Source organism: Bradyrhizobium sp. CCBAU 53415, assembly GCF_028128735.1.
Classification (GTDB): domain Bacteria; phylum Pseudomonadota; class Alphaproteobacteria; order Rhizobiales; family Xanthobacteraceae; genus Bradyrhizobium.
Map to the genome: position 1 here is coordinate 85,229 of NZ_LBJF01000021.1, position 13,289 is coordinate 98,517.

12 protein-coding genes and 2 pseudogenes are annotated in these 13,289 nt (G+C 58.9%); 6 read left to right on the plus strand and 8 right to left on the minus strand.

The window, feature by feature from the left end; translation table 11 throughout:
* Positions 1–601 precede the first annotated feature (601 nt).
* The 3 genes from XH87_RS13740 to XH87_RS13750 all read left to right on the plus strand — a co-directional run bounded on the left by XH87_RS13740 (position 602) and on the right by XH87_RS13750 (position 3,022).
* Positions 602–1,276, plus strand: coding sequence for a cytochrome P460 family protein (locus XH87_RS13740; RefSeq protein ID WP_128935402.1), 675 nt, complete (start codon positions 602–604; stop codon positions 1,274–1,276).
* Positions 1,277–1,287: 11 nt separating this feature from the next.
* The gene (locus XH87_RS13745) at positions 1,288–1,857 is read left to right on the plus strand and encodes a cytochrome P460 family protein (protein WP_271587690.1); all 570 of its coding nucleotides are present in this window, start codon (positions 1,288–1,290) and stop codon (positions 1,855–1,857) included.
* A 70-nt stretch (positions 1,858–1,927) separates the two neighbouring features.
* Positions 1,928–3,022 (plus strand): DUF7482 domain-containing protein, encoded by a 1,095-nt coding sequence (locus tag XH87_RS13750; RefSeq protein WP_271587691.1) that lies wholly within the window; start codon positions 1,928–1,930, stop codon positions 3,020–3,022.
* A gap of 487 nt (positions 3,023–3,509) precedes the next feature.
* On the opposite strand, the pseudogene XH87_RS13755 reads toward XH87_RS13750, so the two are convergent.
* Positions 3,510–3,691, minus strand: a pseudogene (locus tag XH87_RS13755) (hypothetical protein); the annotation flags it as partial.
* 111 nt (positions 3,692–3,802) lie between these two features.
* Between XH87_RS13755 and hemE the strand changes: the two are divergent.
* Positions 3,803–4,837 carry a uroporphyrinogen decarboxylase gene (hemE, locus tag XH87_RS13760; RefSeq protein ID WP_271587693.1) on the plus strand — a complete coding sequence of 345 codons (1,035 nt, stop codon included), beginning with the start codon at positions 3,803–3,805 and terminating at the stop codon, positions 4,835–4,837.
* Positions 4,838–4,862: 25 nt separating this feature from the next.
* Here the strand turns inward: hemE and XH87_RS13765 are convergent.
* The 4 genes and pseudogenes from XH87_RS13765 to XH87_RS13775 form a co-directional block, all read right to left on the minus strand.
* Positions 4,863–5,041: pseudogene (locus XH87_RS13765) on the minus strand (ferritin-like domain-containing protein); the annotation flags it as partial.
* Positions 5,042–5,124: 83 nt separating this feature from the next.
* On the minus strand, positions 5,125–5,409 hold the full coding sequence (locus XH87_RS13770; protein WP_271587694.1) for a (2Fe-2S)-binding protein: 285 nt from the start codon (positions 5,407–5,409) through the stop codon (positions 5,125–5,127).
* 162 nt (positions 5,410–5,571) lie between these two features.
* Positions 5,572–6,438 (minus strand): caspase family protein, encoded by an 867-nt coding sequence (locus tag XH87_RS36770; protein ID WP_442868268.1) that lies wholly within the window; start codon positions 6,436–6,438, stop codon positions 5,572–5,574.
* Positions 6,439–6,480: 42 nt separating this feature from the next.
* A complete protein-coding gene (locus XH87_RS13775; RefSeq protein WP_271587695.1) occupies positions 6,481–6,969 on the minus strand; it encodes a hypothetical protein in 489 nt (162 codons plus the stop codon).
* A gap of 1,282 nt (positions 6,970–8,251) precedes the next feature.
* Between XH87_RS13775 and nhaA the strand changes: the two genes are divergently transcribed.
* Entirely contained in the window at positions 8,252–10,108 is a 1,857-nt protein-coding gene (gene nhaA / locus XH87_RS13780; RefSeq protein ID WP_271587696.1) for a Na+/H+ antiporter NhaA, read from the plus strand.
* Positions 10,109–10,301: 193 nt separating this feature from the next.
* Complete coding sequence (locus XH87_RS13785) at positions 10,302–10,535, plus strand: DUF6894 family protein (RefSeq protein ID WP_271587697.1); 234 nt, start codon at positions 10,302–10,304, stop codon at positions 10,533–10,535.
* A gap of 275 nt (positions 10,536–10,810) precedes the next feature.
* Here XH87_RS13785 and hemC read toward each other — a convergent pair whose 3' ends face one another.
* The 3 genes from hemC to XH87_RS13800 form a co-directional block, all read right to left on the minus strand.
* Entirely contained in the window at positions 10,811–11,746 is a 936-nt protein-coding gene (hemC, locus tag XH87_RS13790) for a hydroxymethylbilane synthase (RefSeq protein ID WP_271587698.1), read from the minus strand.
* Positions 11,747–12,579: 833 nt separating this feature from the next.
* Positions 12,580–13,026, minus strand: coding sequence for a cytochrome C (locus tag XH87_RS13795; RefSeq protein ID WP_271587699.1), 447 nt, complete (start codon positions 13,024–13,026; stop codon positions 12,580–12,582).
* A gap of 13 nt (positions 13,027–13,039) precedes the next feature.
* Positions 13,040–13,282 carry a hypothetical protein gene (locus XH87_RS13800; protein WP_271587700.1) on the minus strand — a complete coding sequence of 81 codons (243 nt, stop codon included), beginning with the start codon at positions 13,280–13,282 and terminating at the stop codon, positions 13,040–13,042.
* Positions 13,283–13,289 lie beyond the last annotated feature (7 nt).

The window sequence follows — 13,289 nt, forward strand, 5'->3', positions numbered from 1 at the left end:
GCGCCTGCCGACTGGTAGTGTCATGCACCCATAGTTTGATGTAGGAGGCCTCTTCAGCGCTGGCGCGGTGAGGTGTCGCCAGTCGAGACACTATGCCTTCTCGCGAAGTGCCTCCACCAACACGCTGGACATTAGCTCGTAAGCTGCGGTGACGCGACAATCGCTCGGAGTAGGCAGAGGCAAGCCGCGAGCGAGTGGGCGACGCTAAAAGGGACTGAGTGATCGGGGCTCGGTATCGGCCGAGAAACTGCACTGGCCCCTTTCCGTGGGATCGCGTGCGACATTTGTAACAACAAGAATTGGACACTCAATGGCCCAATCTGCAGATGAGCAAAGAGTCTAGCTCATCAGCAATGACTGGACATGGCCATTAGTCGCAACTCACTGCGCCGCGTTGCGAGGGGACAGAAAGATTCGATGATCAAACAGCAATAGTTCGAGAGTGCGTCATTTCCATCGGGCATCGATTTCATGCCCCCTTGTTGCTTTCGCACTTGGGCATCCACGCCTAGTCTGATCTGCGCGCAGTTAATGAGACCACCTGCGCAAGAATGCAGTCATTGCCTCACCGGCAATATCGAGCTGTCATAGGAGAGAGATTATGAGACGCACCGTACTGGCACTTTCCGCGGTCCTTGGCGTTGGCGCTCTAGCAACCGCAGCCTTCGCGCAGCAACCACAGCTTCCGCCACCTGACGATTGGCACGCCACCGGCCGCTATCTTCCTGAATACACGAAAGACGGGGACCTTATTCTGCCAAAAAACTTTCACGAATGGGTTTACGTCGGATCGCCACTGACGCCCAACTTTTTGAACCCGCCTCAAGCAAACTTCCCGGAATTTCATAACGTGTATATCGAGCCAGGTTCTTACGATATTTACAAGAAAACGGGCGTCTTCCCTGAAGGAACAATCTTCGTGAAGGAATTGCAGCTTATGCAGCCTGCCACCAATCCGGACGGTTCGAGTACCGCGCCATCGGGAAAAGGATTTTTCCCGGGGGCGTTCAACGGAGCGGATGTGACCGTCAAGGACACCGAGAGATATAAGGCAAGCGACGGTTGGGGTTATTTCAACTTCAATCACCACGAACCGAAAGCGGCCACTGCCAAAGTCCGACCGGTCGAGGAGTGCGGCTACTGCCACATCGCAAGCGCGAAACGGGATGACGTATGGACGCAGTTCTACGCGCTGCTCGACCAGGTGCCGCTACCGCCCGGCCAGAGTGGCTCCAAGAAAATGCCGCCCAGCGAGAATCCGTCTATCAAAAAGTAGGGACAACCGTGATGAAAATTCTCAGAAGTGCGGCCATAGCGTCCGCATCGTTCATCGCTGTGAGCGTCGGCTGCCTAGTATCGCAGGTCGTACCTAGCCGGGCCGCGTCTGCGCAAGAACAACTCGTCGACGGGGCAGGCAATATGCATGTCCCGAAGAAGTACCGAACGACCTACGAATTCCTTGGGAGCTGGTCTGTTGCAGGTGACAAAGGTGCTAAGGAGATGCACGTGGTCTATGGGTCGCCCGGAACTGCGGCAGCTTATCGGACGACTGGCAAATTTCCCGACGGTTCGATCCTGGTGAAAGAAGTGTACGCCGCGGCGACTTCGGAAATGACGACTGGGACCGTCAGCCATCAACAAAGCCTCAAAGGATGGTTCATGATGGTGAAGGACGACAAAAACAGTCACCCCGATAATAAATTGTGGGGCAACGGTTGGGGCTGGTCCTGGTTTGACGCGGGTGACCCGGTGAAAACGACCTCAACCGACTTCCGCTCAGATTGTCTAGGTTGCCACATCCCTGCCAAAGCGACTGACTGGATCTATGTTCAAGGCTATCCCGGACTCAAAAAGTGACAGGCCCTCGGCGAAACTAGCTTCAATGTCACGTGTGCAAAACCAGACTGGATGCAAAGAAGGTCGCGTCATGAAACCCAGCGGGAAGCTCGTCAGATGCGTTGGCGGATCGATGGTGATGTTTGCGGTGTCGTTTTCGACACCTCATGTAAGTCTAGCGGCCGATCCAGCTGCTGGCAAAAAGATCACGAAGCAATTTCTTACGTCGGGCCAGGTGGACCTAGTACGAGAGGTGGTGACGCTACCGCTCCATCGCGGCCGTCTTGCCTCGGGAGAGACCGTTTGGTTCGTTCTCACCGACGCAAGCGATTACGATACTTCGCAAAAGATGGGACTTACGTGGGCGCCGAGTCTCACTGATGCCAAGGACCTGAAGAGCACACGGGTTGCGGAAATGGACGACTCGGGTAACTTCACCTTTAAATCAGGGCGGGTCGATTTCTCACCTTCGCAGAAGTTGATCGGAGGGGACGCGCCCAGTTTCTTTCCTCCTAAGACAGCCCGAGCCGGATCTATTGGGGATGCGCACTACAGCCCACTGGTGCGGGTGTCCAATAAAATGAATATCGTTTTCAATGCGCCGATCATCGCGTTCGATGTCGGGCCGGACAAAATTTCATTCTGCAACGGCAGCCCTGACTACTCCGTGGTGACGGACTCCGTAGCAAGCATCTGTCCTGATAAGGGCACTGTCGACTTGAAACTCCGGTCTGGATTCGCGAACGGAAAACACCTGCGTTATCTTAGTTTTGACGCAAATTCCGAGGAGTCGGCAACCCTTGAGGCGTCCACCTTTGCGCCTGCGGAAAGCGACATTCTTCAGAGCGGCGCGATCGAGGTGATCTATACGATTGTGAATGGAAACATGGGGGCGAAAGATCCGAATCGCCAGGGACTCAACAGTGCTATCAAGGGAGAGGGGCCTTCGCTCGACATCCTCGCGCACTTCACTGAGATCAGCGCCGGATACTCCCCGATGTGGGACGTACGGCTAGCCGAGTGGACCAAGGAAGCTATCGTGAAGGATCAAAGAAAACTGATCACTGACGGCGACGATCTTGAATCCAAAAGTGCGGCGGGCTTACTGGTGAGCCCCGCGGGCGGGCCGGTGAAGACAACGGGAAATCTAGTGAATTGTCCGGTTGTAGGCTTCACCGATGAATAATCTCCTGGCCACATAGCTGCGCTTCCCTCGTTCACGCGGGAAGCGCAATCGGTCTCTCAGCCACCGACTCTTCCCTCTCACGTCGATGCGAATTTGATGAGCACGCGCTAGGACCCGACGCTTCTGTTTGTAGGCCTTGATAATCTGCCGGGCTATCGCGACCGATGCTGCGGCGTTGAAGGACAGGTTGCCGTCCACGTCAGTGCTGTGGTGCGATCGGCGCTATGTTTCGAGCCAGTCCATTGGCCACCACGGGCTGACACGGCTAGCGTCAATGACGGGCCGCATTGTCACCAACCGAATAATCATTTGCGGCTCGGAGCAGGAGAATCAAGTGCCCCGTATTGCCATTCCGAAGCGCGAGGACGCTCCTGCGGGCTCCAAGCCGATCCTCGACAACGTTGATAAGATGCTTGGTACTCCTACGGACCAGGGTACTCCTACGGACCAGGCCTATCGGAAACCGGCGGGCGTTAGCTGAAGATCGACTTGAATTGTCGGCATCTGCGTCGGCATTCGATGGCGTCGGCTGCGCGGCGCTGACGGGATCGGAGGCGGGAAGCTATCTTCCAACCCGGTGTCGAGCTTGGCGTGGCGATCGGCCGCGAGCGTTTCGCCTAAATCCTCGGCGTGCTTGTCGTGCGGCGCGGGCTTGAAGGTCTGAGCCATGGATTCCTCCTCCATTGCCTGAGCCAACGCGGGGCATTTGCGCTGGTTTCACTGCTCCGCTTCCGCGCGCGGCGGTGTATCAGGAACTTCAACTCTGCATCAGGACCATCAGTGCCCCAGTCTGCAACCAAGCCCTTCATCGACGTGCTCTCCGGCCAGCGGCAAGCCGTGCCGCCTTTGTGGATGATGCGGCAAGCGGGCCGATACTTGCCCGAATATCGCGAGGTGCGCGCCAAGGCTGGCGGCTTCCTCGACCTCTGCTTCAATCCGGAGCTCGCCGCCGAGGTCACGCTGCAGCCGATCCGCAGGTTCGGCTTCGATGCGGCGATCATCTTCTCCGACATCCTGGTGATCCCTTATGCGCTCGGCCGCTCGGTACGATTCGAGGTCGGCGAAGGTCCGCGACTCGAGCCGCTGGATGATCCGGCTAAGGTCGCAACGCTCAAAGCGCAGGCCGACTTCGACACGCTCCAGCCGGTGTTCGAGGCGCTCAGGATCGTGCGCGGCGCGCTCGACCCTGAGGTGGCGCTGATCGGCTTCTGCGGCGCGCCGTGGACGGTTGCGACCTACATGGTCGCGGGCCACGGCACGTCCGACCAGGCGCCGGCGCGGATGATGGCCTACCGGCATCCCGAGGCGTTCGCTGAAATCATCGACGTGCTGGTCGAGAACTCGATCCACTATCTGCTGGCGCAGCTCGACGCCGGCGCCAACGCCTTGCAGATCTTCGACACCTGGGCCGGCGTGCTGCCACCCGCCGAGTTCGCGCGCTGGTCGACCGAGCCGACGCGGCGCATCGTCGAAGGCGTGCGCGCCAAGGTGCCTGATGCCAAGATCATCGGCTTCCCGCGTGGCGCCGGCGCGCAGCTGCCTGGCTATGTCGAAGCGACCAGCGTCAATGCGGTCAGCATGGACTGGACCGCCGAGCCGGCCTTCATCCGCGAGCGCGTGCAAAACAAGGTCGCCGTGCAGGGCAATCTCGATCCACTGGTGCTGATATCAGGCGGCGCGGCACTCGATCGCGCGGTCGACAACGTGCTGGCAAATTTTGCGCAAGGGCGCTTCATCTTCAATCTCGGCCACGGCATCCAGCCGGAGACGCCGATCGCCCATGTCGAACAGATGATCAAACGCGTACGTGGCTAGCGAGCGATCCTCCGACAGACCCGACATCGGTGAAGCGGTCGGTGTGCTTCATCTCCTCGATCATTCTCTGCGCCAAGCCTTGGCCATTTCCAGCAAGCCCCAGTTACCCAAGAACCGGTAGTGCAGCCAGTATTGGTTAATCGCGGTGAGCTCGTGACGCAGTCCCTTGTTAAGATACTCGATGACTCTGGGGTCGCCCTGCATGAGGTCGGGCCTTTGCCTTTCTTAGCTTAGAACGCTTCTGATGAAAGACAAGCAAGCATTCCCGAGACGAAACCGAGGGGCACCTATCGAGAAAAACCAAGGAAGTCGGTCGCTGCGGGTCCAACTCTGGGCTCATCCTGCGCGTCATCCTTGATCCGGCGATACGGACAGTCGGCCTGACAGGCTAGCGCACATTCCCTATACGCATCGTCGATGATCGTCTTGATGGTGCGCGCGCAGCGGCCGCACTCAGCGCTGCAGCCGAGACAGTCATAGATCTGTTTGGCATTGCGCCGCCCATCCTCGGCTGTGTTCACGGCGTGGCGAACATCGCGGTCGGTGAGGACATTGCAGGAGCAAACGATCATGAAACCCTAAAGGGACGTTTCAGCAAAGCGGTTGAGATCGATATGGGACGGCGGTCGGGCGCGTAGAATGTTCCAAAGAACATGGAGATGATTGAGTGGAGACCCGCCCCTGGAGGTGTTCCCTGACCCTAGTTCCTTGCAGATCAGCAGAACTTAGTATGTTCACTCGCTGGGACCGCTAGCCGCAGATCCGACCGAGGACACAGGAACGCCGCTCCGTCCCGCCCAAAGGTCGACACTCTCGGTTAGCGTAGATGACACAACTGGAGTCTGCTGGCCCTGAGTTGCAGTCACCACTGCATTTTGGGTATTGTTGAAGACCTCCTCTATCCCCTTCGAAGAATCCATCTGTGTAAGAAGAGCGGTCATCAGCCGACTATGTAGTTCATCAGGATCTTCGACGATTACACCAGGCGCGGCTGAGCTCAGGATTAGCGCATTCGCACCTCCTTGAATGGGTGCAAGCCCATGTGAATAAGTCCTGAAGCGTCGCTCGTAAGGGTTGCGGCGCGAGGCCTCAATAACTAGGAGCCTGACGCGTGCTCCGGAGGTCTGGAGTTGCGAGAGGAGATGGTCAATGCTCAACCCTTGTAGACGGATATCTTCTTCACTCCAAATCTTCGCATCGACTGGGATTAGATAATTGTGTCCGTCACACTGGATTCCGTAACCTCCGAAATAAACTAACACAGTTGAGTTCGAATGTACTCTTGCCCTTAGATGATCGATTGCGTGTGTCATGTCCGAGCCCGTGGCATTTTCAACGGCATCGACCAGAAAGCCGTGCTCGCGAAGAGCATTTGTCAGGCCTTCCGCGTCCCGTGTCATTATGGGAAGAGGAGAGTCAGCGTCGGGATAGGCCGAATTGCCAATCACTAGCGCTAGTCGACTAGTATCGAGGGGCGCGGATTTGCCCGACCAGATGGGATCGCTGATGGGCCGAGGCGTCTCCCGCTGCCTTGTCCAGTCGAGACTGGTTGAGAGCAAGCTGAGCGAGACTGCAAGGCCGACTAGTCTGGGAGATCTCATTCCATTGTGGTCTCCGACGAAACGCGCCTTTCCCCTTGCTCGTCAATTCCGTCGCGCCGTCCAGTAGCCTGAACAGCGCGCTGATCCTGAGTGGCCGCTCCAGGTCCCCCGACCGGACGTCGCAAACAGTTTGCCCGCGCCCGCGGCATATTTGTCTTGGACCGTCACGGAAGCGCGAACCGCGCCCGTTTTTGCAACGTATCCTCGAAACTTCACGAGATTGGGATGCGAGACAATTCCGTTGGTCACATCGACAGTGAAGCTGTAAGTGGAATCGCAGGTTCCGCTTTGCGTCACGAATATGAGGTCCCAGGAGCCGTCGTAGGACGATGAACCGTATGCTGCCGATGCTGCCGGCGCAGCGTGGTGACTCCGCCGCTGCAATAAGTGCACGTCTGTCGTCAAATCTGGTATCGTCGCCCTGATCGACGTGCCATTGATCGGGGAGGCCGACGATTTGGCCGTGGCGGCGATCGCGATTGGAACAGCAATTGCGAGCGCACTCGCGAGCTTGCAGACCTGAATCTTCATGGAAGCTCCTGTTTCGCTTTAAACCACGCAACGAGAATGACCTTGCAACTCGGTCGAGGGAAATCACCTCTCGCCATGGAGTCGATAGACGACCATTATTGCCGCTTTGCTGGGCGAGACTACAGTGAGGAGGCCCATCATCGGGTAGTTCAAGGGCGACGACGAGTTAGGAGCCTCTGCGGACGTGGCGAGCAGACAATCATGTAACCACCCATGGCGCGCCGAACTCATGGGCTAGAGCGTGATGGCACCAACTTCGAGTGATATGCATTCGAAGAACCAGAGTTTCCGAAGTGGTAAAGGACGCCGGTGGACGACGGGCTCTTGGGGCCGAAGGGACCCCGGCGCCATAGCGGGGCTGGTTTTGCGGATTGACGGTGAGTACCCTCGAACCCGGTCGAGACGGCCGCGCCCCCGCCGTCCTCGGTCCGCGGAGCTTGCTTAAACCGACGCCTCGAGTGTTGGAAATCCGTGCGAGTGGCGGACACCGCACCAGGGTAAAAGCGCAAAGCCATGTCGGGGCCGTGTGTCTTCAGAGCGACAGGCGGTCCTTCTCGCCGCATCGATGAGGTGGGGGACGGCTAGGTAAGGGGCCGGTCTTTCTGCAGTGCTCTGGGTCACGGTTTACTCGCAGCTCCGATTGCGGCGGGGTGTACGGGCGCTTGGGCTTTACGACCGCGCTCGCGGCACCGGTGTTTTTGCCGGGAGATCGGCTGAGCCGCGCAGATAATCCTTCCGCCGAAGTATGGCGCGTGAACACCTCTTCGCGCTAACCGAGAGTTCCGCTCCGGTCGGCAGCTCGTGACGCACTACTTTTGAGCTGTTCCGATAACGGCTGGCTATCGACTTCATGGCGAGAGGTGATTTTCTTTTCCATCGTCGCTGACCCAATCTTAATCCGTCATCGCCCGCCCGCGGCTGCGGCCGAAGTCGGCCTCCCGTTGGACGATCATAAGAGGTCCGACATGCACATCGAAGAGACGGCCTGCATTTCCTTGCCCCGCTCTGTCGAACGCCCGCCGTTGGAGAATGTCATCGCGCTCGTGGAGAGGGCGGGTGTTGCGAACGGATTGGAGCGTGCGTTCAGCACAAGTGTGAGTTGCTTGCGCGATGACGATACCGGCCGCTTCGCGTCGAGATGTATGGAGATCCCAGTCGTCGGGTCTAACACCGAGGTGTCGGGCGTCTTGTGCCATACTAAGTTCGATGCGCGAGCCGCGGTCGCTGCTGGCGAGCGGCCCCAGGTGAGAGCGGCGCGCGAACACTTGGGCTCCGTTCAGCGATGAAGCTGATGATCCCGCCCGGCCGCCTCGATCGTGCGGTCGATCACAAGACAGAGCACGTGCTCGGCCCCGCCGATGCCGAGATCTCGCTGGTTGAGTACGGCAGCTACGCCTGTCCGCACTGCAGGGCTGCCAACGAGCGCATCGCGCAGGCGCGCGATCAACTTGGCGACCGCGTTTGCTATGCCTTCCGCCACAGGCCGCTCACGGACAACAGTCTTTCCTTTCGTGCTGCGGAGCTCGCTGAGCTTGCTCAGACGCCAGAGACGTTCTGGTCCGCGCACATCAAGCTGATGACGAGGTCGATGCAGCTCACAGAGGACGACCTTTCGGCGGTGGCCGCTGACCTGGGTGTGCATGCCAACCCCGCGCTTCGCGATAGCGACGCGGTTCGCCGCGCGAAGGCGAGGGTGGAGTCGGACATCGCGAGTGCACGTGCGAGCGGCGTGAGATTCACGCCGACATTTTACATCAACCGCCGGCGCTACGACGGACCCTGGGACGAAAGTTCTCTCGTTGATGCAATGCTTGGCACGCTTGGCCACCGCGTCCGTACGGCTGCCCTAGACTTCGCGAGCTGGGGCCCGTCTGCCGGCATTATGCTCGTCGTCGCGACTGTGGCGGCGATTGTCTTGACGAACTCGCCGATCGGGCCGGCGTTCGAGGCGCTCTGGCGCTGGGAGTTCGGCGTGAGCTTGGGCAGCGCAGCCTTTCGGATGTCCATCCTCCATTGGGTCAACGACGGGCTGTTGACGCTGTTCTTCCTCGTTGTGGGATTGGAAGTGAAGCGCGAGATGACAGTCGGACACCTCGCAAGCCGTCGCTCCGCGGCGCTTCCGATCGCGGCCGCCTTCGGGGGCATGGTTGTGCCGGCGTGTCTGTATTCGCTGGTTCTCCCCGTGGGGCCGTGGTCGTACGGGTGGGGCGTTCCGATGGCGACCGACACCGCGTTCGCGATTGCCTTGATTGCAGTGATGGGATCCCGCGTCCCCGTCGAGCTGCGTATCTTCCTCACCGCGGCGGCGATCGTTGACGACATCGGTGCGATCGTCGTCGTCGCCGTGTTTTACTCCGGCGAAATCCATGTGGCCTACCTTGCTGCGGCGGCGATGGTTGTGGTTGCGCTAGTGCTGCTGAGCCGAACTGGGGTGTACCATCTCTCGCCCTACATCCTGATGGGCGCTGCGCTGTGGGCCCTCGTATACGCGGGCGGTCTCCACGCAACATTGGCCGGCGTGTTACTTGCCTTGTTCATTCCGACGCGACCGCCCGCCAATCTGGCCGCCCTGATGACGCAGGCGAGCACCATCATCGCGTCCGAGGCTCGGCATGAGGGCGAAGTTCTCAGGCGCGGCCCCTCCACTCCAGCCCTGCAGGCGCTCGACGCAATCTACGATAGAATTGAATCGCCCGCCGATCGACTGCTACGACACGCCGGCGCGCGATCGAGCTACGCTGTCCTCCCAATCTTCGCATTGGCGAATGCCGGAGTGACGATCAACCCAGGCGTCCTCGCTGGCCATGGCCGTCTCACGGCTGCGATCGTCGCTAGTCTCGCTATAGGAAAACCGCTCGGCGTCTTCCTCGCGGCCGCGGCGGCAGTGCGCACAGGCATAGCCGTCAAGCCGGCCGAATACACGTGGCGGCAGCTGGGCGGGGCAGGAGCCCTCGCTGGGATTGGCTTCACGATGTCGCTCTTCATCGCCGGACAGGCATTTCCAAGCGCCACCGACTTCTCGGCCGCAAAAATCGCTGTGTTCGCCGCCTCGAGTCTTTCTGCCGTCGTCGGGACTGGCCTGCTCTGGGGAGCTCCGCCAGGAGCTTATCGGAGCTGCGCCGCAGAGCGCCGGCATTAAATCATCATAGCCTGCCGCCGCTTATGCCTGACCGTGAAAAGGAGATGATTCCACCTGCGACGAGGCGGTCTGCCTGTTCCACATTGCAGGCGTGAAACTTAGGGCACTTGGTCGAGATCTCCTGGTATCCCGCCGTCGAGGACACCAGAGAACAGAGTTATCGTGGCGAACCGTCGCATTTGAAGGAGTCGAAATGACGCACGTATATTTCCACTGCGCGAACACCAAGAAGGTTTTCGTCGATCGCCGCGGTGCTGTCGTGGATGATCTTGCTGAAGCGCGGGATCATGCGAACCGCATCGTGCAGACCCTCACCAAAGAGCGCAGCCTCGTGGATTGGCGTGACTGGGTTCTGCATGTCAGCGATGATCAGGGCGATGAGCTCTTCGTTGTGCCCTTCACTTTCGTGCTCGGGGAGCCGAATTGAGGTCGCCGTGTTCCAAGCGATCCTTTGGACCAACGCGCATATGTCCCACTTGAAAAGCAGGCCGCTGGCGCCCTAACGAAGACTACCTTCAGCGTCAGCGCCGCAACGCGCCAACGCGAATTGCGGAGGAGTGCTCGCGCGCTCTGGGCAGCAAAGGCGGTTGGCAACCTTGCGTTTCGGTGGTGGGCCAGGTTTGAGGCTTTGCAACTGGTCGCGCCGAAAATCGCATGCGGTGTCCAAAGACCCGAAGTCTTTCGTCAGGCCAGGTATCGAAGTCAGATTGGCCTTTGCTCTTCCATGATGCGAGGCACAGCCTTCAATATCTCCTCCGCACCTCGCTGAAGAAGTTTGTCTCCTAGACGTGTGCCTATTGCGTCGGCTTGCTCGGCCGTACCAACGCATTCATCAGCAATCTTCGTGTGACCATCTGGATGAGTCACCTGTCCTCGAAGCGTTAATGTCCCGGCGACCCATCTGACAGAAACCCCAAGCGGTAAGCTGCAACCCGCATCGAGACTTCTCATCAATGCGCGCTCTGCGTCTACTTCGGTGCGCGATTTCCGATCTTCAATCTTTTGAAGCAGTGCTATGAGTGCCGTATCTTCTTCGCGAGCTTCGACCGCGAGGGCGCCTTGGCCGACTGCATACGGGAAAACATTCGGGTCTAGAATTTGTGAGGCCTCATGTAGCAATCCTAGCCGTGACAACCCCGCCGCTGCCAATAGAGTAGCGTCTATTCCCTCCCGGTTCTTTGCCTTACAAAGCCTTGGAAAAACGTTTCCACGGATGGGTCGAACATCCAGAGCACTGCAAAGAGCGAGAAGTTGCGCTTTGCGGCGAATTGATCCAGTGCCGACGCGCAGCCCCGGTCGTAGCTGATCTAGTATAACGCCACAAATTGCGTCACGAGGGTCCGCTCTTTTGGGAACGGCCGCCAATACCAAACCGGGCTGCAATCTGGTCGGAAGATCCTTGAGAGAGTGAACGACCAAGTCAACTTCTTTGTGCGTAAGCGCGTCTTCGCTCTCCTTCGTGAATGCTCCGATGCCACCAAACTGTTGAAACGACGACAGTCGATCTCTATCGCCAACCGAACTTGTGAAAACGAGTCTTACCTCAGCGGCCGGTTCGACGCCATGAATAAGAGCGGCGACGTGACTGGCTTGCCAGCGGGCCAAATCACTTCGCCTGGTGCCAAGGCGAATTTCCATGATCAACGCTCTGATTGTTGTGTAGCGCGCCGACCTCTAGCGCTGCGCAAGTAGCAATAAGGTCGGCACCTGCTCGTTTTAGCCGCACGACAGAACTCTGGTGCGTGAGCATATTTCCTCGGTCCGTATTTCATCAATTCACGCCGCCCGAAACGGATAGCAGCCTGGATCGCAACTTCGAAAGTTGCTGGACCAAGTCGAGAACGAGGATACCGGTTCGACGAGAACGGAATTTGAGCCTTTAGATACGAGTGCATCGATTGATTCCCTGCATCCTTTCAAGTCGAAGGGATCGACCTGTAAGGCTTCATGTGGGCCGCCGTCACTTGTGTTCATAACGAAGCGATAAAGGTAGAACGGTGATCGAAAAATCCTGTGGCCATTATGCCAAGCCAAGGGGGAGTCTCCATGATCAAGAGCCGAAGCCTCTCGATTGGATCGCGTCGCTTTCTAGTCGCCTCCGCGTACTGTGTCGTGAGTGCGCATATTCGCTCGGAGTCGCGGAAATCCGGATGGGTCGGTGGCGCCGGGGTGGTCACCTCGGGCAGGATGCTCACCGGCAATCTTCGACGATAGGGGCGATGACTTTTCAGCTCTCATTCGCTGATATTCCTCAGCGGCCTCCTCGGCCGTCGCGAAGTTCTTGCTATAGATGAAGTTTTCGCAACCATTGCTGATGCGGGCATAGTAGGGTTTTCGTCGCCTAGCACAGTCCGACCGCTTCCTGACGCCGGGGAAGCCGTGCTTGTTGACTATGGTGCGTGGCATGTGAGCTTGATTCCTGATGCTGGGGCGAAGCCCCTCATTGTTAAGCTCGCTTTTCTAGCAGCGCGCTATTTGAATGGATTCATTGACGTGGAATAGGTCGGGGTTTTGGCGTAGTTCGCGGGAACGTTCCAAAGCGTCGCGACATACCAGGCGGTCCAAGCAACGATCAGCAGGCTTAGCACCCAAACCCAAACAGGGATTGGCGAGGGCGATTCTGCCCGGTGCGGCTCGAATGGTTCTTCGGCTCCAAACGCGTTGACCATGAAGCGCAGCGTACCGTGAACGACGGCCCCATCACCGAGCCCGCTGAGTGTGATTCCGGGCCCATTGCGGACCTGGAACCGAAGGCGTCGGACGCCGACTTGGCCAGTGGCGTCCTGGGCTTCGATGCGCAGGCCGTGTTCGCCGTCGGCAAGGCTCTTGGTGTCGAGCGCTATCTGCGCCGGTGGCCGCTGCTCGGTGACGGGATCGGTCGCTTCGTCGAGATAGATGCGGATGCGCGGATCGGACACGTGTTGCAGTCCTCTAACGGTCGGCATGCAGGACGCGATATTTTGGATGATAGGGATCCCGTTCGCCGGGGGCGACCAGCATCCACACCGCCGCCACGATGCAGCTAAGTGTCACGAGCCCGGCCCCGCCCGCCACCAGCGCGTTGCCGATTAGTGGTCCGCCAAGACTAGGACCGCCAGCGCCACCAGCGATCGAAGGCGCAGTGCAGAGGTAGCCAAGCGCCGAGAGAATCCAGGTGGTAATCGTATCGGTCATCGTCGCC

Excerpts from the sequence above, each read along its gene's own strand:
- XH87_RS13745 (WP_271587690.1), top strand. The coding sequence starts at position 1,288 with ATGAAAATTCTCAGAAGTGCGGCCATAGCGTCCGCATCGTTCATCGCT.
- XH87_RS13740 (WP_128935402.1), top strand. The coding sequence starts at position 602 with ATGAGACGCACCGTACTGGCACTTTCCGCGGTCCTTGGCGTTGGCGCT.
- XH87_RS13785 (WP_271587697.1), top strand. The coding sequence starts at position 10,302 with ATGACGCACGTATATTTCCACTGCGCGAACACCAAGAAGGTTTTCGTC.
- hemC (WP_271587698.1), bottom strand. The coding sequence starts at position 11,746 with ATGGAAATTCGCCTTGGCACCAGGCGAAGTGATTTGGCCCGCTGGCAA.
- XH87_RS13775 (WP_271587695.1), bottom strand. The coding sequence starts at position 6,969 with ATGAAGATTCAGGTCTGCAAGCTCGCGAGTGCGCTCGCAATTGCTGTT.
- XH87_RS36770 (WP_442868268.1), bottom strand. The coding sequence starts at position 6,438 with ATGAGATCTCCCAGACTAGTCGGCCTTGCAGTCTCGCTCAGCTTGCTC.
- XH87_RS13800 (WP_271587700.1), bottom strand. The coding sequence starts at position 13,282 with ATGACCGATACGATTACCACCTGGATTCTCTCGGCGCTTGGCTACCTC.
- XH87_RS13750 (WP_271587691.1), top strand. The coding sequence starts at position 1,928 with ATGAAACCCAGCGGGAAGCTCGTCAGATGCGTTGGCGGATCGATGGTG.
- XH87_RS13770 (WP_271587694.1), bottom strand. The coding sequence starts at position 5,409 with ATGATCGTTTGCTCCTGCAATGTCCTCACCGACCGCGATGTTCGCCAC.
- nhaA (WP_271587696.1), top strand. The coding sequence starts at position 8,252 with ATGAAGCTGATGATCCCGCCCGGCCGCCTCGATCGTGCGGTCGATCAC.